This is a genomic window from Spiroplasma endosymbiont of Virgichneumon dumeticola (assembly GCF_964264745.1).
Lineage (GTDB): Bacteria > Bacillota_I > Bacilli_A > Mycoplasmatales > VBWQ01 > Spiroplasma_E.
Genome location: NZ_OZ183478.1, coordinates 407,048 through 428,397, shown reverse-complemented (window position 1 = coordinate 428,397; position 21,350 = coordinate 407,048). Strand labels below are relative to the sequence as shown.

Below are 21,350 nucleotides of genomic sequence, written 5' to 3'. Positions count from 1 at the left end.
TATTGATAAAGATTTATTAGATAGTAAAACATTTGAAATTAATGATGAACAAGCAATTAAAAATTTAACAGTTAAATTAAATTTATTTAATCCAGTAAATAACCAATTAGTAGGAGAAAATGACAATGGACAACAACAAACCACAAACTAAGTTTCCACAAAAGCAAACTAAACTCAATCAAGCAGAAAATGATTATTTAATAGATAATATACCTTATGATTTTTCAAACCTTATGGGTAATACTAGTGACCCTGATATTAATAGAATATATGATAAATTTAAAAAACGAACAATCTATATTTATGAAATTGAACGTTTATTTAAAGATAGTACAAACAATACTTTAAAATTCTCACCTAATACTATTAAGATTGGTTTTATTGATATTGAGAAAGTATTAACTACTAATGCTGTTGAAACATCAGACTTTAATATGCAATTAAACCAAAGAGCAAGTACTAATATTAATGATAATGCCATTGAATATAGTATGACTGATATTAAAAATTTAATCTTTCAAGAAATAGATTTATTAAATCAATTTAAGTTATATGCTGTTAGTATAAATGAAACTTTAACTGAAAGTAATATTGATAACTTATATATCATTAATAGTTATTCACAACCTTATCAAAATCCAAAAACAAGAAGTACCAAAAGCATTACTATAATAAAAATTAAAGATTTTAAAACAAGAGATGGTTATCCAATTATTATTAAATTACAAAAACCATTAGATAAAGATACAAAAGTTATTGGTTTAAAAATTAAAGCACCTAGAAGCATGCTCTTTGGCAATATAAAGGTACTTGGTGAAGTTGATAATATGGAAGTATACCCTAAGTTATTTGTTAAAGATAAGATAGCATTTCCGCTATTATCAATGCCTATTGAAACTCAACCAAAAGTTAGAATACTAGAACAATGATTTAGTGAACAAATATTACCTTGAAATCTTGCGAAACAATTTATTGGACAAGAAAAATCAGCTTTAGATTTAATTGCTATTGGTGGTGGCAAAGAAACAAGAAAAGAAGTTATTAACAATGCACGTGTTACTAATGCTTGATTAGGTCATGATTTTACTAATAGTCCTGGTTATTGACCATTAAATGATGAAAAACAATTAAACGATAAAGAAATATGAACTTTTCGTATAACAGATATTAGAAGCGAACATATTTCTACTAATGCTAAATTTAGAGATGTTGAACTAGAAATTAAAGACGCACCAACAATTGATAGTTTACAAAAATTATTATTAGATATGTTAACTTATACATATACTTATAATAGAAATTTTGATGGTTTTGACCCATCACATCTTGAACAAAAAATATCAAAATTACGTGCAAAATTTGAAAATCAAAAACCTGACGAAGTAATTAGCAATTTATTTAAACAATGAAAATTAGATTATCCAAATTATATAAAATTACCACAAATACAAATTTTTAAGCAAATAGTAATTATGTTATCAAGTAATATTTATTCTAATATGTCTATTAATAAAGGTTTAAACGATGATAATAAATTATTATTACCTTATTATTTTGAATTAAAATCTAATCCAATTCATAGAAATCCTGATGAAGTTTGAGAGTTTAAAGATGTAAAAGTAATATTGAAATCTGATTATTTTGATTTTACTAATATAAATAATATTAAATTAAAAAATAATGATATTAGCCAAAATCAATTATTTAAGTTAGATGATAATCAATTTAACTGATTATCTATAACGAATGAATTAGAAAGTAATAATATACCATCATTAATTCCTGCTGATTGAACACTAGGTAATGGTGAATATGGAAAATACTTTACACGAGTAATTATTGAAAAAAATAAAACTGAAAATGCTTTAAATTTATATGGTTCAAATAAATCTCAATTATTTTCTAAATTAGAATTTTATAAAGAAATATTAAAAATTGATAATTCCAATGAATTTGAATTACAAATTGAAAATCCGATTAATAATTTAAATCGAATTGAAATTAGTGGTATATTTGGTGCCGGAAATTATGATTTAACTTTAATAACAGATAAACAAGAAATAAATTTACAAAATATTAATCTATTTAATAAATATAATGAAAACATTTCTTATATTAACTTAGAAATTTAATTTTTTTTATTAAAATACCCATCGGGATAAATACCATCTCATTTTACATCACTTTTAGATGCTGAATTAATTGAAATATATAAATATATTTTATGAATATCATCTTTTTTTTCTGACCATATCGTTGTACAATCCCCCCCCAGTGGATATTACCATCATAATCTAAATAATATTGTAAATCATTTGTTTTATGATGTGCTATTGAACCGATAATTAAACCAGTTACTCCACTTACAGCACCAGTTAGTGCTAATGCTAATGTTAGTTTACTTAAATTTGTTTTTATTCAGTTTTTCATATTTAATTGTTCCTTTAATTTTTTATTTAAATTTTTGATAATTTTGATTTATATTCATTTGCTGAATTTTGATTTTGTAAATCAAAATAATTTATTTCATCTTTAAAATAATCAAAAGCATCTATTCCGTTTTCAAGTCCATCAGTTGTTTCTTCATATGTTGGCAATGTTTTTTTATCTTGTTCTAAAACCTCTTGATATGTTGGTGGATTATCAATAATTTTTTGATTTTCAAAATTTCTATTTGTACTTAAAAATAAATGGTAATAACTCATGTGAAACATATTTTTTTCTCCTTTTTTCTGAATTTTACTATTAAATTGTACTTAATTTTATTAAATTTTGCAAATATGCTTTAAACGTTAAAATAACGCCAAATACAAGGCGTTAATTTTGTGATACCTATACTATTACTAGTATTGTTTTCGTTGGTTATATGGCATAAGAAAAAACACTTATTTTAGTAGAAGCATTATTTTTACCTCTAATTATGTTTTTATAGGGATATAGTGCATAAAATAACGCATCATAAGGGTCTTGGTACATAGTTTTATCAGGAATGTTAGTTTTGATTTGGTCATAGCGTAATTCTTCTAAACATTGCGTTGTTTTGCATAAATCATTTTGATTAGCATAAAAATTACCAAAACTCATAATATTACGCATTCATACACAACGGTCAGTTAATCCTGCTTCTTGATTAAGACTTGAAGCATGTTTAATAGCAACTTGACTCATAATTAAGATATTATGTTCATCGGCTAATTTTTGACTTATTCAATCGATAGCGGTTTTTGCTTTATCGTCATAATAATAAATTGCTTGGTCAAAATTTTCAAAATTATCAAGTAATCCACAAACTTCATCAACATAAGCATTAATCTTTTCATTTTCGTTGATAAAATCATTGGGAGTAACTATTAATTCACAAATAATATAAGGGTCATAATAACCACTATTATTATATTCTTTAAATCCAGTTACCATAAGTACGCTATGGTCTTTACTACCTGTTGCTCAATCCACACCAACACTATAAAAATCAAATTTATAAGTATCTTTTTCTTTATTATAGAATTCTTGTAAATTATATGGTTGTCAATATTTTATTGCTTTTAGAAATGGAAAAACAGTTGCATCACTATCTAAATATTCAAATCCATAATAAACAGTATTAAATTCATCAGGATTTTTCTTTTTTAATTCGCAAATCAATTTTTGTGTTACTGGTTCTAATTTTTTTCAAAATGGTAATAAAGTAAATCTTAAAATAAATAATCCAAGTCCACTAAACGCTTCCGTATCTTCATAGTAGACCTTACCAATTTTTTTAAGAGTATCTATAGCTTGCTCATTTAACGGCAAATAGGGGGTACAGTAGAGCAAATAAAAGGGGTGGTATTTATCATAGGGATTACAAGTAAAAGCAATAAAGTGATTTTTATAAAAATAACGAGTAATTTTTTTATTATAAGTTGGACTAAATATATTTCTATCAGTAAATGTTCAACTTCAGTCTTGAATTGGTTCATTAGATACTTTAATACGATTACTACGAAACATTGATAATTTTAAACGCTCATAACGTTGTGTTAATTGTTTTTCACTTAAAGTTTCTTTTTCTTCGGCCATAATAATTTCATCAGTTCTAGAACATAAATAACTAGAACCACCAACTGATTTTCCAAAAATCTTATTACCATTAGCATAACCAATAAAATCTATTTGTTGATTATTAGGAAAGATAATACAACCACCATCCTTAGTAATTTTTCATTTAATACCATGGGGATTATTAGGTCCTAAGTGAATATCATACTTATCTTCTAAATATTGACAAACATCCATTAAAGAACCAATAGTTGTTTCATTATGAGTATTTTCATAACGTCTTACTTCTTGAACAGAACTATCATTAAAATTACAGCACACAAATAAATCAAACGCTAAACAATTTCATGTTTTTCTTGTTAAACGTGCTGTTGGTACAAAACGATAAAAACAATTAGTAGTGAAAAATTCTGCTCATTGTTCACCAACAAACTCTTTAAAAACATCCCAACTAAATCCATAATTATTATCACTAAAATTAAGGTCATATTTTTTATTTAATTGTGCATAACTACTAATAAGTTGCATATTTGACTACCTAACCTTTACTATAAATTAAAATTAAATCATTAACAAACCAAATTCAGAAAGGAACATAAAACATGTTATCATTACCATTTCAAAATCATTTTGATTGAGACAAACATCATTTTAATCAAGATGAATTAAATTTAAAACAAACAGAGGAATTATTTAAAAAAATAGATGACCAATTATGAAATGAATGTGATAAATCTATATATACACCATATAGATTTAGACAACGAAAATTAAAATCAAAAAAAGGTTTATTAACTTATAAACGACGTATTTGTGTATATTATAACCAAAAAATACAAAAAAATGAATATATTTCATTATTAGATTTTTATCTTGGTGTTAAAAAGTATAGTAAACTTGCTCCTGATGTGATTAAACAAATTTTAAAATATTTTACTGATGGTAAAAGATATCGTGATATTTGCGATACTTTTATAGAAGACTTAATAAGTAATAGTACTGTTTGTAGAAAATTTCAAAAATTTCAATTACCAAAAATTAATATTCCTAAAATACCATTAAAATCAAAACAAACTTTATATATAAATATTGATGATGGACATCGAAAATTTAAGTTTAATGATAACCATAATAGTAAAAATTGTAAAAAATGTTCTATGAGATTAATAGTATTTTGTACTGGCAAAAAGAAAAATGGAAAATTAATTAATAAAAGAGCTGCTTGTAAAATCAGATTAACAAAAACAAAAATTGGTGCAGATAAAACTGCACAATTAATTAAAAAATATGGTAATTTATTTTTTGAAAATTTTGACCAAGCAAATTTAATTGTATGTGGAGACAGTGCAAAATGAATTAGAAAAACAGCTGATATTTTAAATGCTAAATTTATTTTAGATAAATTTCATGCTTTTCATGTTTTATATCTTGGAATTATGGCTGGAAGAAGAAAAGATAAAATTGCTAAATTACATTGTGAATATGCACAAAATTTATTTGCAAAAGGTCAATATGATGAATTAATTGATTTTTTACAATCATTGACTGAAAAATATAAAAAAATAAAAGTTGGTTATTTTATTAATGCAAAAGAAGGAGTACTTAATCAAGCGTTAGTTGAAAATATTGGCTGTTTTACTGAAACTAATATTAAACAAATATTAAAACACATGATTGGTAGCAGAACCTATAATATTGATATGTATACAAAAATGGTTGATTTTAAATGTTATAAAATAAATACGGAAATACAGTTATTATAAAATCAAAATATAAATTAAAAAATACCTAAAAAACCGAAAATAACATAAAACTTATGAAAGGAAACTTTAATAAGAATTTTTGATTTGTAAAAGTAAGTATTATTGTTGACTTATATTTTCTAAGTGCTAAGATTAATATACAATTACATAACTTAGTCTCAATTATTCTCGTCTAACTTTATAATTTTAAGGCAACTAATGAATAATTATCGACAACATCGTTATGCTCCCCTAGTGTGGCTTTTGATCGGGTTTGCACTAGTTACATTTTTATTGTAATTAATTTTTAAATATGATATAAGTTAAATTAGTATTAAGAGTTTATATAAAAATAAAATAACTAAATAAATTTAGCAAATAGTGCAAACCCGATCAAAACAAAACTGACCTGAATTTAGCGAAAAATAAGTAAAATTTAGAATGACATATTTGCAAAAGAGACATTTTGTAGTATGCCATTTTTATTTTTAAAAGAAAGGATTGCTGAGTATGAAAAAATATTAAGTATGCTTGACTTTCGACAATGGCAAGGTTTAAATGAATTTGAGTTACAAGCGATTAGTATAGCCAAACAAGGTGATTGCTTATTTACTATTGGTTCTAATAATCGTAGTTTCTTACACATTAAGGCAAGCGAAACAAAAGCTTCTGCTCGAATGAAAGATAAAAATATGAATAATAAACCAGAAAATAAATTGTTGAATGGTTATAAAACTCATATTGAAAGTGAACATGAAAAAGTTTCAAATTAGGAGGTAAGAAAAATGTATTGAATTAGAGAAATGGCAGAAGAAATAGTGGAAAGAGAAGAACTTGGAGGTAAGACTTTCAAGTTTAAAAAAGATAGAAATAATTATATAAAAGAAATTATGCAAGAAATAAAAATAGAAAAAGAAAGGATAGCCTTTGAAAGAGATAGCGTACCTTGCTATGAATGCCATCAAAAAGTTTTACCTTGAAAAAAATTATACAAATGACAAAAGATATTTATGTTTGTTTTAGTTGTATGCCTAAAATAACTGAGAATTTTATTAAAAAAGTTGAAAAATTACAAAAAGAGGAAAAACAAGAATGATATAAGAACAATGAAACATTTTGGTGAGGAGGAGTTGATTATTGTTCAGTATCTATGCTTTATGATGTACTTGCAGGTAAATATACTACTAAAACATAATTCAACCTTTATGATTATAAGTTGTAACATTTTTTAAAAAACGTATTATTAAAATTAAGATTTTGAATTTAAAAAATAAGGAGAAAAAGTATGAAAAAACTTATTGTAAATGGTTTTGTGTTATCAACACTTTTAACTACAACGCCACAACTTACTACTTTATTAAAAACAAACAATATTGAAAATTTATAAACCAAAGAACAACATAAATCAATAGATTTTGCTTATGTAGAAAAATATTTTGCAACTAAAACTAAAAAAGAAAAACAAGAATTAAAAGAAAATTTAGTGAGTGCTATTGGTTTAAAAAATTGTGTAATAACATTCGATAAAACAAAATTAAATCAAAGAATATGAGATTTAAAAATTTATCAAATCATTACTAGTGATGAATACTTACAAACTTTAAATTGATACTATCAAAAGTAAATTACTAATTTTTGATGCACAAGGCAAAGCATATTTTAATTTCCCATTATTAAAAAATCTGAAAATTGAATAGGGTTTGAGTTGAAACAAAGTGATATTGATTTGGATATTGCAAATTACATTTAAGTGCTAGTGTTGTTGAAGCATTTACTGAAGAAGAACTTTCAGTTACTGAGATTGCAATTATGATTAGTGAAGCATGCCCACCATTAGCACCCGCAACACTTGTAATAGCTGGTGTAATAACAGCAAATGTTCTTCTTATAAAAAATTATGACTATGGTCACGGTGCTTGAATGGGTTTATATGCTATGGCAATTCCTACATTTACATTTGGTAATGATTAAGGTTTTAATTTAACTATGTTTAAAACTTGAAAACTTGATCCATCTTGAAAAAAATAATAAAAACTAGTCTTATTTTTACTTAGTAGGGATTACAACTTTTTGATTTCTCTTTTTTGTTTTAATTACAGGATTGATAAACAAAATAAATATTGACAAAAGTTTTTATTGAAGTTTTATTTTCTGTTTGCAAACACTTTTTATTTCTTATAGTTTGACTGTTTTTGTAATTAATAGTGATAAAAATCAACAACAAAAATACCAATTTTTATGATTATTTTTATTTATAATTGCAATAAATCCTTTTGGTGTCATTAGTATTTTAATGCTAATGAGAAATCAAAAACAATTGTAAGCAAAAAATATCGTTATAAAAATCCAAGAAGAGCCAACCATGGTTAAAAATGAAAAATATTTTTTGTTTTGAGCATTATACAGCTCTATTGGATTTATGATTTTGATTATAACTATTCCACTGTCAATCATAAATTTAATCAATATCAAAAAAAATGAAAAAAATAATTAATTTATGTTAAAGCATTAAAAAAAATGACCTATTTCAGTAGCGACATAACTTTAATGATTACAAGTAAAATTATGTTTTAATTTTCTAATTCAGAACTCTATAACCCAAAATTTTCCGCTCTTTCATGATAAAATACTATTTAGAAATATAAAATAGGTGAGATAGAAATGGCATTTTTAAAACGCATTGAAGCATACGGATTTAAATCATTTGCAGAACCAATCAAAATTGAATTTGATACTAACATAGTAGGGATTGTTGGACCCAATGGTTCTGGTAAATCTAATATTAATGACGCTATTCGTTGAGTCTTAGGTGAGCAATCAGTTAAATCATTACGTGGTGAAAATAGCGAAGATATTATTTTCAATGGTGCCAAAGACAAACAACCACTAAATAGCGCCCAAGTAACACTAGTATTTGATAATACTAGTGGTATTTTTAAAGTTGACTTTAGTGAAGTACAAATTACCCGTAAAGCCTATCGCAATAGTAGTGAAAATGAATATTTCATTAATAAAGCACGCGTGCGCTTAAAAGATGTGCAAGAAGTCGTAATGGGAACTGGTCTTGCTAAAGGTTCACTCGCCATTATTAGTCAAGGTAATGTTTCTAAATTTGCCGATTCAAAACCCGAAGAACGAAGAAACTTATTTGAAGAAGCAGCAGGTGTTTCTAAATATAAAAAACGCAAAGAAGAATCACTGCGTAAACTAGAACGTACTAATGATAACTTAACACGTGTTAGCGATATCATTAGTGAAATTCAACGTAAAATTGAACCACTTGCCAATCAATCTCAAAAAGCTAAAACCTATCTTGAGCTACGTGATACTTTAAAAAAATATGAAATTACTATTATTGTTAAAGATTTAACTCTTTACCAACAGCAATTGTTATCCGCTACTACTAATATAACTAATAACAGTAAACTACAGCAACAACTTAAATTAAAAATCAGTAACAACGAACAACAATTAAAATTATTAAAAAACAAAAGTTATGATTTAGATAAAAATATTAATAGTTTAGAAATGAACTTATCTAACATTAATATTTTATTACAAGTACTAGAACAACAAAAAACCTTAATTCAAACTAAAAATCAACAACAAGACCAATCAGAAGCTACTATCTTAAAAAGTAATATTACCGATTTAATGGCACTAATGGAACAAAAAAACTTATTAATCCACAAAGAACAACTGCAGTTTGATAGGATTAATGAATCCTACAATGATTTAAACATTCAATTGCAAGATTTAATGTTAGGTCAAAACAATCTCCATCAAGGGTTAGGTGATAAAAAAGCACAACTAGAAGTTGCCATCAACTATCAAATTAGTAGTAATCAAAAATATTTAGGTGTTCAAACAATTTTAAATAATAAAGAAAATTTCTCTGGTATCATTGGTATCGTTAGTGATTTAATTACCGTGCCTGAACTTTATACGAATGCTATTATCATGGTACTTGGCAACGCCTTAAAAAATATTGTTACTGCCACAAGTAAAGATGCTACCAAAGCTGTTGCGTTTTTAAAACAAAATCAAGCAGGAATTGCGACATTTTTACCTTTAAACTCTTTACAAGTTCGTACTGCCACAAAAGAAGATGAAATCATTGTGATGAGCAAACCTGGATTTTTAAACTTTGCCCATCATCTTGTTACTACTAATGATACTGCAAATCAATCGATTGTTAATTTCTTATTAGGACGTACTATTGTTTGTGAAACTTTAGAACAAGCACGAGTTATTTCGCAATTAATTGCTGCTAAATACCAATGTGTTACCCTAGATGGCCAACTAATTAAAGCCGGAGGTGCCATTGTTGGAGGTTACCATAAACAACGTAATAATGCTAATATTTTTCAAGAAAAACGGATAATTGAACAACTAAATGATGAAATTAAATCTTTAGAACAGCAATTAGTTAACATTAATGTCCAAACTACTAGTATCCAAAGTGAACTTCACGAATTACAAGACCAAAAAATTACAAGAAAACTAACAATTGATAAACTAATAACTGATAATAATGAATGCAAAAACCGTTGTCAACTATTAACAAGCCAATATCAAAATCTAACCGGTGAAAAACTAGATATTAATAACACCAAATTAACTGATGTTTTTGTTCAATATGAAACAAGCAAATATGAACAAACGCAAACAACCCAACAATTACAAGTTATTCGTAAGCAAAAACATCAGTTACTAGAACAAATGCAAAAATTAGAAAACCAATTATACATTTGAAACCAAGAACATTTTATGACAACTGAACAGTTAAATAAGCAACAACTAGAGCATGTAAAACTAGAAACCAAAATGGAACAACATCTCCTACGTCTAGTTGAAACTTATAATTTAACTTATGAATATGCCAAAGAAAACTATCATGAACCACTTGCTGATGAAACACAAGCAAGAATTTTAGTACAACAATTACGTAATCAAATTGAAGATTTAGGATTTGTTAATATCAATGCGATTGATGAATTCGAAAAAGAAAATGAACGTTATTTGCATTTAAAAACTAAACATGATGAATTGCAAATTGCTTCCAAAGAACTTTTAAAAGCCATTGATGAAATGGATAATGTTATGATGACCCAGTTTGATGAAACAATTAAAGCTATTAACTTAGTTTTACCAGAAACATTTCAAACATTATTTGGGGGAGGGACTTGTAGTTTACGTTATACCTTACCTGATGATATTTTAAACACTGGTGTGGAAGTATTAGCTAATCCACCAGGTAAAAAAATTAGTAATTTAAACTTACTATCAGGTGGTGAGAAATCATTAGTTGCATTAGCTGTATTGTTTGCCATTTTAAAAGTAAAACCATTACCACTAACGATTTTAGATGAAGTCGAAGCACCACTTGATCCTGCTAATTTGGAGCGTTTTGCCCGTTATGTTCGTAGTTTTTCTAAAACTACACAGTTTATTATTGTTACTCATCGTCCTGGAACGATGGAAAATTGTGATGTTTTATATGGAACAACGATGCAAAATCAAGGCATTACAAAAATGGTTGCTATTAAACTAGCTGATGCTAAAACTATTATTGCTAGTGAAAACGAATCAATTAGTACTAATTATGTGGTTTAAATATAATAACTTTATGTTTTTTTACATTTAAAAAATACAAAGTAAGTAATAACTAGTTTACTCCTGTACTAAAAATATTTATTAAATTTTATATGATTCATGCCATCAAAATATGCCTTATTTTACTTATCACGCACGATACCTATTTATTACCTAGTCTTAATCATTACATCAATTTCATATTTTTAATAAAATTAAATACTTTAATCAATACACAGTTTCAAAAAAATATGTATACTATATTTACGTAATTTTACGTTTTACTGATTTAATGTATATATGTTCTTGCTAAAAAAGTTAAAACAAGTATGAAATTTTCCTAGCTATCTTTATTACATAACAATTAACTTGAAGGAAATTAGTTAAGAGATTGTTAAATTACAGCAATTACGTGATAAAATTCTATTTATGAAACGGACTTCTCCCAACATGTACTTGTGGAGGAAACAATGAAATTGAATGAGTTCAATAATACTTTTCAAACTGAAAAACAATGTCTTGCATATATAGCAAGTTTGAAACAAAGCAAATGTATTAGGTGTTCTAGTTTTAATTTGAATACTTCTAATTTAAGAAAAATGAGATGTTTGAAATGTCATCAAACATTCAGTATTCTCACGGGCACTATATTTTCAAAGTCACAAACACCTTTAATATCTTGGTTTTATCTCATCTTTAGATGAATAAACACCAAACATGGAATTCTATCAACTGATGTTGCAAAAGAATTGGGAGTGACCTTGAAAACAGCTTGAAGAATGGGTCATAAATCCGAAGTGCCATTGCTAAACAAGAACCTCAATTCATTGTTGAGGGCATAGTGCAAATGGATGAAATGTATCTTTCACATATGGGTTTTGTTCAACAAGGAAGATCCTTGTTGAACAAAACCTTGATTGTTGGTATTTATGAAAAAACAACCAACAATCTGATTGTGAAAGTATTGAAAAATGCAAACAGTAAAAATCTTTTGCAGTTTGCAATAAACCACATTTCTTCAAAGTGTGATGTACATACTGATTCTTGAAAAGGATATCGCGATTTGAAATCGGTTTTCACTAAGCATGAAACAGTTAACCATCAAGATGGCTATGTTTCAAAAACTGGTGTAAATACCAACCAAATTGAGTCAGTATGAAAACATATACGAAGAACATTTAAAACACATATAAAAGTTGCAAAACATCATATTCATTTATATGCAAAAGAAGCTGCATATAAATTCAATAACATACCTAGTTTTGAAACTGTAATGCTATGTTTAATTTAAAAATGTGGGGAGAAGTCCGTAGATAGGCTTTTCTCAGCATTTATGTGATAAAATTTAAAAATAGTACATAAAGGGAGAAAAGCCTTATGAAATTAATATTAAAAATGAAAAGGACATTATAACAGCATGATAAATAAAAAGATTTTGTACTGCAGCTTCTTATTGATTCCTTTATCTTTAGCCACTCTCTTACTAACATTATTTTTCACTAAAATTTGAATTCCATCATTAGTTGCTATGATTTTTATTAGTGTGCTATTAACAGTTGTCGGTATCTTTAGTTTTTATTTTATTAAAACTAGTTACCAACAATTTGAAAATGAAGATAACATTGGATTTGAAGATAATATTAAACAAAGATATTGAAAACTAGGTTTTATTGGTTTTGTTGCTGATTTTTGTGATACGATTGGTATTGGTTCATTTGCAGTTAGTATTGTGCTATTAAAACTAACCAAACAAGTACGTAATGATAAAAAAAATTATGGGAATTATGAACGTTGTTCATACTATTCCTACCTGTTTAGAAGCGATTATTTTTATTGCTTTAATACAAGTGGCATGGCCAACTTTGGTTTCACTAATTGCAGCAGCAAGTGCTGGTGCTTATGTAGGAGCGATTTTAGCTAATAAAATTAAACTTAATTGATCACAATTATTTATTGGTGGTTTATTATTTGTTGTTTCAATTATTATGTTATTAGGTCAAAAACAAATTGGCATTATGCCCAAAGCAGGAATTGCTGCTGGTCTTAATGTTTGATGAAAATATTTAGTAGGAGTTAGTGTTTTCTTTGTGCTTGGTCTTTTTATGGCCTTAGGAGTAGGGATATATGCCCCGGCAATGGCAACTACATATTTATTAGGTTTAAGTGCCGAATGTGCTTTCCCCATTATGATGGGGTCGGCAGCCTTTTTAATGACCATTGCTGGAAGCCGTTTTATTAAAGATAAAAATTATGAAATTAAACCAGCGCTCTGTTTTTCTTTAGGTGGCTCGCTTGGTGTGATTGTTGCTTACTGTATTGTTTTTCTAGGAATTCAAAATGGTTTAGGTTTAAGTAAAGAGTAATTTATCAATATTTTATTATGATTAGTAATTGGTGTTATTTGATATACATCAGTATCACTAATTAGTACAGCCATTATTAATTTGCGAAAAATTAAGCAGCAACTAATGCTGAAAACTTAAAAAAAACGAATGTTATTACTCATTCGTTTTTTTATTTTACATACTATCTAAGATACAGTCTAAGGTCATACTTTAGTATCAGAACTACTAATACTAAATGTAGTATAACCAAGATTATCTAAAGCCATGGAAAATGCATTACCATTTATAACTCCTTCTTCAGTTTTGATAAGAATAAATTTTAGAATGTTGTGAAGCACTTATTTCACTACTTATTGTACTATTTAGTCAACTAGTATTTCCACCCGTTGCTCATTGAACTTTATCAGTAGATTGAATAAAATTATTCTTTGTTCCAAAATCTCTTGTTTGTTTAGTAACATATTCATATATTTCTTTAATTATTACATCTCTTGCTATAAAATCATTATAAACATCAGAATTAAGAATAACATTAAAATTTTCTATATTCAAACTAGAAGAACGACTATAATTTTTGTTATATTGAAATAAAGCATTCTTACCAACAAATAATTTTTCTAAAATTGCTAGGCTTTCCTTAGTATTACTTGCTCTAGTTGTAGTGTTACTAGTTATATAGTAAGGAAGTGACAATGTTTTAATTTCCAAACCACTAATTTTTCAATTCCTTGTTTGATATTCTCCAATTACAAAGACATTATTTGTATTAGGAATCGGTACATTGTTTTTAGTTTTTCAAATGTCTAATTGCTTAACAAAATTGTTTTCACGAGCAACAATAATTGGATTTCAGGCGTTATTAAAATCTACAGAATTTTTAACAAAACTCTGTGAACTAGGTAAAGTTAAAGGAAAATAATCATTTGGATCAGTTTGAAGAGTTCCTGTACGAGAACCAGCAATACTCATATAATTATAATCATTAATTGGTCTCTCTATTGTTGACGTATCAATTGTTAGATTAGAAATACTAATTTTTCCTTACAAATCAACATTAATTTTTTGTAAAACATCATTTTTTTGATTAACAAAACTATCATTTCATTGTGGATAATCAAGATTAACAAATTTAATAACCTTAAGTTTTTCTTCAATACCAACAGTAACAGCAGTAACCACTTTATTTAAATCAGAACCATCATTTGCAAAATACATATCGTATGTTTTATTAATAGGAGTTGTATTTATCTTTTCATTTTCATCTAAACACGTAAAATCTAACTGCAAGTTAGCAGTAAGATGATATCAATCAGTAACGCCATATTGTTTTTCAACATCAAAATCTTTTAAACCAAAATCACTAGTCTTTCATTCAAATTTTTTGTTAGTTAAGATTGTATCTAAATCATTAGTATTGATTTTTAAAATATCATTGGGATTAATGCCATTAAACAATGGTTTTAATTCTGGATATTCATTTACTAAATCATTACTGATTTTAAGAACTTGTGTTTTTAAAACTTCTAAAAACCCATCAATTGTTTCTTTACTATCGGTTTTCGTAATGTCTTTATCTACTTTTTGACCAATACTGTCTAAATATGTCATAATAGCAGAACCGCTTGTGACATCACCTTCTCTTCGCAAATTTAATCCATCATTAACCAATTTAGCAAACTCAATTTGAATTTTTTCTTTGGCAGTTTGTGCTAGTGTTAAATAATCAGTCTCATTAGTATCTGAAGCGGGGTTGGAAGTACCGCCACAAGCTATCACATTTAGTGGTACTGGTACTGTCAGGGTTAAAACTATTAATAAAGATAATAGTTTTCTCATAAATTACTACCTCCCTTGTGTATTTTATATAAAGCACCACTTATTAGTTATGTATTCCATATATGATAAAAGAGTTATGCCCTCCCTAAAACATGTCAACTAAAGTATCTAAATTAATAACAAAATTGAGGATGGAAAGTTTTATTTCTACCCTCAATTCATAGAAATTATTATTTAGTTAGGTTAAATTATTCTTCAAAAATATATGTTAACCCCTTAAAACTATTACCTAAATTAACATCATCAGTCTTAACACCTTTGATATTAATTTCAATATAATCATAATCTTTACCAGCAAAGTTTTTATGACCTGTAAGCGCAATGACATCGTTATCATGTAATGTTGCTTCAAAATTAAAGAAAGTTAAACCATCCATATCATCTAAACCAAAACATTGGAAGATTGGATATAAAACATTACCAAGATATGCTATTTTAGTTTTTTCATCACCTTTAGCAGTTTGAAAAGCATTCCAAAAGTCTGAAGCTTTACCTAATTCACCAGAATCACTAGTTTTAAAAGTATTAGGCTTGTCAGGAATTTGCTGTTTAAACTTGGCACCATAACCAATTAAAATATCGTAAAAACTTTTAGTTTCTGAATTCTTTTCCTTTTTATTTAACGTAAAATGTTTTTTGTTAATTTTTTGAGAATCTGTATATGGGTCTAATGCTTTGTCAACAAAACTTTGTATATCAGTAAAATTAGTGACAAAATTACAAGTTTTTTTAATATTAGGGGTATCATAAACTGATAATTCTAGTTTAATTGTCGTAGTAGCATTAATAGTATCATCAATATTGGTAATCTTATAAAGCAATATACTATAGTCTTCAGTGGCATTATGAAGTAAAGTTTCAATTCTCTTAATAATATCATCTTTAAAATCGCGAACTTTTTGAGTTTCATTTTTATTATAGAAAAAAGTAGTAAACTTAACATCACTATTTGTACCAATTAAATTAGCAGCATCACTTAATCGTTGATTTCAATCAACTGGTGGCGATTTTTGAAATAATTCACAAGCAGTAAGATTAATAGTTGTAATAGTTGTTAGCGTCATAACGCTCATTATTTGTAAAAGTTTTTTCATAATTGGTTCCTCTAAATGAAAGTAGTTAAAAGTTATTTGCTAATAATACTCACACTTCTTTTTGTTTTAATAATTCGGGCTTTTATTTATTCCATTTCATTAGCATCACTTAACTCATAAAATAAATGATAATAAATGTACCGTACTTCACTTGTTCTAATATTTTGTGTTTCAATAAAATTTAAGAATTTATAAATTTCAGTTATTAACATTAAGACTTCTTTTTTTTCACTAGTAACAAGTACTTTGGATTTAATTTTATTTCGAATAACAAGTGGGGCTTCTTTTATAAATAAGTAATCATATACTACTCTTGTCGAATCTCAATTATAAAATATCGGACTTCTCCCCACATGTACTTGTGGAGGAAACAATGAAATTGAATGAGTTCAATAATACTTTTCAAACTGAAAAACAATGTCTTGCATATATAGCAAGTTTGAAACAAAGCAAATGTATTAGGTGTTCTAGTTTTAATTTGAATACTTCTAATTTAAGAAAAATGAGATGTTTGAAATGTCATCAAACATTCAGTATTCTCACGGGCACTATATTTTCAAAGTCACAAACACCTTTAATATCTTGGTTTTATCTCATCTTTAGATGAATAAACACCAAACATGGAATTCCATCAACTGATGTTGCAAAAGAATTGGGAGTGACCTTGAAAACAGCTTGAAGAATGGGTCATAAAATCCGAAGTGCCATTGCTAAACAAGAACCTCAATTCATTGTTGAGGGCATAGTGCAAATGGATGAAATGTATCTTTCACATATGGGTTTTAAAAAACAAGGAAGATCCTTGTTGAACAAAACCTTGATTGTTGGTATTTATGAAAAAACAACCAACAATCTGATTGTGAAAGTATTGAAAAACGCAAACAGTAAAAATCTTTTGCAGTTTGCAATAAACCACATTTCTTCAAAGTGTGATGTACATACTGATTCTTGAAAAGGATATCGCGATTTGAAATCGGTTTTCACTAAGCATGAAACAGTTAACCCTCAAGATGGCTATGTTTCAAAAACTGGTGTAAATACCAACCAAATTGAGTCAGTATGAAAACATATACGAAGAACATTTAAACACATATCAAAGTTGCAAAACATCATATTCATTTATATGCAAAAGAAGCTGCATATAAATTCAATAACATACCTAGTTTTGAAACTGTAATGCTATGTTTGATTTAAAAATGTGGGGAGAAGTCCGTAGATAGGCTTTTCTCAGCATTTATGTGATAAAATTTAAAAATAGTACATAAAGGGAGAAAAGCCTAAAATATTTTAAAGTCGTCAACTTTATCACTAACATTATTAATGTTATGTAAAATCTTTTTGACATCATTTTTAACTAGGCTTTGAACAAAAACTGCTAAAATTAATGCTAATGAACTAGCAGGAATAAAATATTTTAAAACTTGGTCAATATTAGTTTGACCATTAGTAAGTTTTAAGATTAGATTTTTAACAATTAAATATAAAACTTCAATGCCTAAAATAAAGAATAATGAACGTTTTTGTGAATCTTTTCATCAAGGATTACCTAAAATTTGATTTTTTTCACCAACAATCTTTTCTAATATTAAATAAATAATAAGATAAAAAAATCAGTAAATTAACACTAATGCCGTATTAAAAACATTAGTAAAACAGAAAATATAAGTAATATTCTTAGCAACATTTAACACTAATAATGTTTTAAAGATAAAGAAATTGTTTTCAAAATTAGAAATCACTTCGTATTTAGTTTCAACATATTTTTTAAATCAACATTTGATTTGAATTAAAATTAACGCGCTAGCAGCAACATAACTACCTAAAATAGCAATATATAAATACGTCTTTAAAGTGGTAATAACATCATCAGTAATTTTAGCATTATTGAAAAAATCCATAAGTAAAATTTTACTAAAAACTTTACTGTCGCTTTCTCATAATATCGCAGTTATCATTAAAGCAATTGTAAAAATTAATCATAAAATAGTTTGTATTAAATATTTATTGTTAAATCATCTTCAACTAGATTTTAATAACTGATATTTTGTCATAGTTATCATCTACCTTATTTTTTATTATACATTTATATTATATGATAATTACTAAAATTATGATAAATTATCACTTCAGGTTTGCGCAATAGTTAAATTACAAACATCTTCACTAATAATAGTTAATAAATTGTTAATAAATTTTTCATAGTTACTACCACTAGGTAAATTCATAATTTTACCTTTTGTATAACGATAGGGGTCTTTACCTAAATTATATTTTCAATTTAAAGTTAATTGTTGATTTTCAATATGGATAATTGGTAAATTTTGTTGGTTTAAACTAGCAGCAAATTGATTAAGTGCATCTATTACTCGTGGCTCTAATAATAATCGTAATTTGATTTGGTCATTACATTTAACTTCAAACAAGTTTTCAAACAAATTTGATTCTAGTTGAACTTGTTTTTTAATATGGAATTTTTTAGAAAATAAATTACGTGGTGTTAAAGTCATGATTAAATTATTGTTTTTAATGTAAGTTGTATAATAAACAAATCTTGTATAGTAACAAGTGTTTTTACTAGTTGTTATTAGTTCACCAACAATATTATAAGTTTTATCATAGTCTGATACTACTTTTTGATTAATAATGCTACCATAATTAAAAGGTTGGTTACTAATCGTGCCAATCATAACATTTTCACAATAGTTAAAATAATAAGGTGCTTCATCCAATGGTAAATTGCCTTGAGGAGCAATTTCTCAAACATCAGTAATTTTTTCTAACGTAACAATGCTATTATTATCTTTAACTACTCATTGATAATACTTTTGAATAGGTAGATTTTGAATGGTAGTATCAAGAATTTTATTTTTTAAAACAATGGTTTGAATTATTAAAAAGATAGCAGAAAGTAAAATAATAATGCTAATAATAGTCATTGGTTTTTTAATAAATTGACTTTGAAAAGTAATGATGAGAAAAACAATGCCAATAATGGCTATGGTAGTAACAATAATTCATAAACTAAGTCATCAACGCTTAGTTATTAATTTAATTCATCAATGATTGTTACTATTTTCATATTCTTCATGAATACTACTAGTAATAGCGTTTGCTACTTGGGGTGATAAATTATGTTTCATAATTATTCCTTTAATTAAACTTTGTTCTATAGAAACAAAAAAAACTAACTTATAAGAATAAAACCTATAGGAAGCTTAAAGTGCCAATATAAAACTAATCGTATTATACCATAAATGTTAGGTAATTTGTCAATCTCTACGATAAAGATGATTAAATTTAATGAACGTAGTAATTATTAATTATTTGGCAATTACTAATTGCATCTCAAAAATTATTATTTTTAGATATTATTTTTAAAACCAAAATAAATGTTATAAATAAAATTGTTACATATAATAAAGTTGGACTTATAATTAAACATAAAATTACTCCAATTTGTAATTGAACAAAATTATAATAGTTTTCTTTATCATTTAAAACATAACATATATATTTTACAGAATGACCTATTATAAAACTTATTCCAAGGTGTGACAAAGTAGCAAATCCATTAATACGTTTTGGAGAACTTTTATCATCATCTTTAAAATCACTAAATCCAATTAAATATATTCCTATAATTGTAATTAAAACTATTAAAGTTAACATTATTACAGTTAATAACTGTAATAATTTAATTTTTTTCATTAACAATATCCTTTCTTTTTTTAATTATAAAAACCTATTAACTTTAAAATTAAAATTGGCCTTAAGTAAAACTTATTATATTTATTAGGCTTTTCTCCCTTTATGTACTATTTTTAAATTTTATCACATAAATGCTGAGAAAAGCCTATCTACGGACTTCTCCCCACATTTTTAAATCAAACATAGCATTACAGTTTCAAAACTAGGTATGTTATTGAATTTATATGCAGCTTCTTTTGCATATAAATGAATATGATGTTTTGCAACTTTGATATGTGTTTAAATGTTCTTCGTATATGTTTTCATACTGACTCAATTTGGTTGGTATTTACACCAGTTTTTGAAACATAGCCATCTTGATGGTTAACTGTTTCATGCTTAGTGAAAACCGATTTCAAATCGCGATATCCTTTTCAAGAATCAGTATGTACATCACACTTTGAAGAAATGTGGTTTATTGCAAACTGCAAAAGATTTTTACTGTTTGCGTTTTTCAATACTTTCACAATCAGATTGTTGGTTGTTTTTTCATAAATACCAACAATCAAGGTTTTGTTCAACAAGGATCTTCCTTGTTTTTTAAAACCCATATGTGAAAGATACATTTCATCCATTTGCACTATGCCCTCAACAATGAATTGAGGTTCTTGTTTAGCAATGGCACTTCGGATTTTATGACCCATTCTTCAAGCTGTTTTCAAGGTCACTCCCAATGCTTTTGCAACATCAGTTGATGGAATTCCATGTTTGGTGTTTATTCATCTAAAGATGAGATAAAACCAAGATATTAAAGGTGTTTGTGACTTTGAAAATATAGTGCCCGTGAGAATACTGAATGTTTGATGACATTTCAAACATCTCATTTTTCTTAAATTAGAAGTATTCAAATTAAAACTAGAACACCTAATACATTTGCTTTGTTTCAAACTTGCTATATATGCAAGTATGCAAGACATTGTTTTTCAGTTTGAAAAGTATTATTGAACTCA

Annotated in this window: 23 protein-coding genes; 12 read left to right on the top strand and 11 right to left on the bottom strand. The window is 26.4% G+C overall.

The genetic code is table 4. The annotated features are described in order from the left end of the window. The first annotated feature begins 125 nt into the window (after positions 1 to 125). The gene (locus tag ACFEL4_RS02740) at positions 126 to 2,132 is read left to right on the top strand and encodes a hypothetical protein (protein ID WP_375317070.1); all 2,007 of its coding nucleotides are present in this window, start codon (positions 126 to 128) and stop codon (positions 2,130 to 2,132) included. Between the two features lie 43 nt (positions 2,133 to 2,175). Here the strand turns inward: ACFEL4_RS02740 and ACFEL4_RS02735 are convergent, their stop codons facing one another. The 3 genes from ACFEL4_RS02735 to ACFEL4_RS02725 form a co-directional block, all read right to left on the bottom strand. After that, positions 2,176 to 2,430 carry a hypothetical protein gene (locus ACFEL4_RS02735; RefSeq protein ID WP_375317069.1) on the bottom strand — a complete coding sequence of 85 codons (255 nt, stop codon included), beginning with the start codon at positions 2,428 to 2,430 and terminating at the stop codon, positions 2,176 to 2,178. Between the two features lie 26 nt (positions 2,431 to 2,456). Continuing rightward, positions 2,457 to 2,714, bottom strand: coding sequence for a hypothetical protein (locus ACFEL4_RS02730; RefSeq protein ID WP_375317068.1), 258 nt, complete (start codon positions 2,712 to 2,714; stop codon positions 2,457 to 2,459). A 148-nt stretch (positions 2,715 to 2,862) separates the two neighbouring features. Further along, positions 2,863 to 4,569 carry a hypothetical protein gene (locus tag ACFEL4_RS02725; protein WP_375317067.1) on the bottom strand — a complete coding sequence of 569 codons (1,707 nt, stop codon included), beginning with the start codon at positions 4,567 to 4,569 and terminating at the stop codon, positions 2,863 to 2,865. A 74-nt stretch (positions 4,570 to 4,643) separates the two neighbouring features. On the opposite strand from ACFEL4_RS02725, the gene ACFEL4_RS02720 reads away from it, so the two are divergent. The 10 genes from ACFEL4_RS02720 to ACFEL4_RS02675 all read left to right on the top strand — a co-directional run bounded on the left by ACFEL4_RS02720 (position 4,644) and on the right by ACFEL4_RS02675 (position 13,741). Next, a complete protein-coding gene (locus ACFEL4_RS02720; protein ID WP_375318005.1) occupies positions 4,644 to 5,804 on the top strand; it encodes an Mbov_0401 family ICE element transposase-like protein in 1,161 nt (386 codons plus the stop codon). A 452-nt stretch (positions 5,805 to 6,256) separates the two neighbouring features. Then, positions 6,257 to 6,556: a hypothetical protein gene (locus ACFEL4_RS02715; RefSeq protein WP_375318004.1), complete on the top strand. Its 300-nt coding sequence runs from the start codon at positions 6,257 to 6,259 to the stop codon at positions 6,554 to 6,556. Between the two features lie 12 nt (positions 6,557 to 6,568). Then, entirely contained in the window at positions 6,569 to 6,823 is a 255-nt protein-coding gene (locus ACFEL4_RS02710; protein WP_375318003.1) for a hypothetical protein, read from the top strand. Further along, complete coding sequence (locus tag ACFEL4_RS02705) at positions 6,811 to 6,978, top strand: hypothetical protein (protein ID WP_375318002.1); 168 nt, start codon at positions 6,811 to 6,813, stop codon at positions 6,976 to 6,978. The genes ACFEL4_RS02710 and ACFEL4_RS02705 overlap by 13 nt, the downstream gene beginning before the upstream one ends. 494 nt (positions 6,979 to 7,472) lie before the next feature. After that, positions 7,473 to 7,754: a hypothetical protein gene (locus tag ACFEL4_RS02700; protein WP_375318001.1), complete on the top strand. Its 282-nt coding sequence runs from the start codon at positions 7,473 to 7,475 to the stop codon at positions 7,752 to 7,754. Positions 7,755 to 8,444: 690 nt separating this feature from the next. Beyond that, positions 8,445 to 11,399 carry an AAA family ATPase gene (locus ACFEL4_RS02695; RefSeq protein ID WP_375318000.1) on the top strand — a complete coding sequence of 985 codons (2,955 nt, stop codon included), beginning with the start codon at positions 8,445 to 8,447 and terminating at the stop codon, positions 11,397 to 11,399. A 449-nt stretch (positions 11,400 to 11,848) separates the two neighbouring features. Next, positions 11,849 to 12,220: a hypothetical protein gene (locus ACFEL4_RS02690; RefSeq protein WP_375317999.1), complete on the top strand. Its 372-nt coding sequence runs from the start codon at positions 11,849 to 11,851 to the stop codon at positions 12,218 to 12,220. Between the two features lie 5 nt (positions 12,221 to 12,225). Then, complete coding sequence (locus tag ACFEL4_RS02685; protein ID WP_375318354.1) at positions 12,226 to 12,669, top strand: IS1595 family transposase; 444 nt, start codon at positions 12,226 to 12,228, stop codon at positions 12,667 to 12,669. A gap of 162 nt (positions 12,670 to 12,831) precedes the next feature. Next, positions 12,832 to 13,299, top strand: coding sequence for a hypothetical protein (locus ACFEL4_RS02680; protein ID WP_375317998.1), 468 nt, complete (start codon positions 12,832 to 12,834; stop codon positions 13,297 to 13,299). Then, complete coding sequence (locus ACFEL4_RS02675) at positions 13,226 to 13,741, top strand: hypothetical protein (RefSeq protein WP_375317997.1); 516 nt, start codon at positions 13,226 to 13,228, stop codon at positions 13,739 to 13,741. The genes ACFEL4_RS02680 and ACFEL4_RS02675 overlap by 74 nt, the downstream gene beginning before the upstream one ends. A 258-nt stretch (positions 13,742 to 13,999) precedes the next feature. Here the strand turns inward: ACFEL4_RS02675 and ACFEL4_RS02670 are convergent, their stop codons facing one another. The 4 genes from ACFEL4_RS02670 to ACFEL4_RS02655 all read right to left on the bottom strand — a co-directional run bounded on the left by ACFEL4_RS02670 (position 14,000) and on the right by ACFEL4_RS02655 (position 17,027). Next, positions 14,000 to 14,692, bottom strand: coding sequence for a hypothetical protein (locus ACFEL4_RS02670; RefSeq protein WP_375317996.1), 693 nt, complete (start codon positions 14,690 to 14,692; stop codon positions 14,000 to 14,002). 72 nt (positions 14,693 to 14,764) lie between these two features. Then, on the bottom strand, positions 14,765 to 15,559 hold the full coding sequence (locus tag ACFEL4_RS02665) for a hypothetical protein (RefSeq protein ID WP_375317995.1): 795 nt from the start codon (positions 15,557 to 15,559) through the stop codon (positions 14,765 to 14,767). Between the two features lie 188 nt (positions 15,560 to 15,747). Continuing rightward, positions 15,748 to 16,623: a hypothetical protein gene (locus ACFEL4_RS02660; RefSeq protein WP_375317994.1), complete on the bottom strand. Its 876-nt coding sequence runs from the start codon at positions 16,621 to 16,623 to the stop codon at positions 15,748 to 15,750. A 116-nt stretch (positions 16,624 to 16,739) separates the two neighbouring features. Further along, positions 16,740 to 17,027 (bottom strand): hypothetical protein, encoded by a 288-nt coding sequence (locus ACFEL4_RS02655; RefSeq protein WP_375317993.1) that lies wholly within the window; start codon positions 17,025 to 17,027, stop codon positions 16,740 to 16,742. On the opposite strand from ACFEL4_RS02655, the gene ACFEL4_RS02650 reads away from it, so the two are divergent. Continuing rightward, the gene (locus ACFEL4_RS02650) at positions 17,027 to 17,830 is read left to right on the top strand and encodes an IS1595 family transposase (RefSeq protein ID WP_375317992.1); all 804 of its coding nucleotides are present in this window, start codon (positions 17,027 to 17,029) and stop codon (positions 17,828 to 17,830) included. The two genes, ACFEL4_RS02655 and ACFEL4_RS02650, sit on opposite strands and share 1 nt — an antisense overlap. Before the next feature lie 100 nt (positions 17,831 to 17,930). Here ACFEL4_RS02650 and ACFEL4_RS02645 read toward each other — a convergent pair whose 3' ends face one another. From ACFEL4_RS02645 to ACFEL4_RS02630, 4 genes are all read right to left on the bottom strand, one after another. Beyond that, positions 17,931 to 18,551, bottom strand: coding sequence for a hypothetical protein (locus ACFEL4_RS02645; protein WP_375317991.1), 621 nt, complete (start codon positions 18,549 to 18,551; stop codon positions 17,931 to 17,933). A 210-nt stretch (positions 18,552 to 18,761) separates the two neighbouring features. Then, the gene (locus ACFEL4_RS02640; protein WP_375317990.1) at positions 18,762 to 19,793 is read right to left on the bottom strand and encodes a DUF3137 domain-containing protein; all 1,032 of its coding nucleotides are present in this window, start codon (positions 19,791 to 19,793) and stop codon (positions 18,762 to 18,764) included. A 157-nt stretch (positions 19,794 to 19,950) separates the two neighbouring features. Then, a complete protein-coding gene (locus ACFEL4_RS02635) occupies positions 19,951 to 20,361 on the bottom strand; it encodes a hypothetical protein (RefSeq protein ID WP_375317989.1) in 411 nt (136 codons plus the stop codon). Positions 20,362 to 20,549: 188 nt separating this feature from the next. Further along, positions 20,550 to 21,317, bottom strand: coding sequence for an IS1595 family transposase (locus ACFEL4_RS02630; RefSeq protein ID WP_375317988.1), 768 nt, complete (start codon positions 21,315 to 21,317; stop codon positions 20,550 to 20,552). Between the last annotated feature and the right edge of the window lie 33 nt (positions 21,318 to 21,350).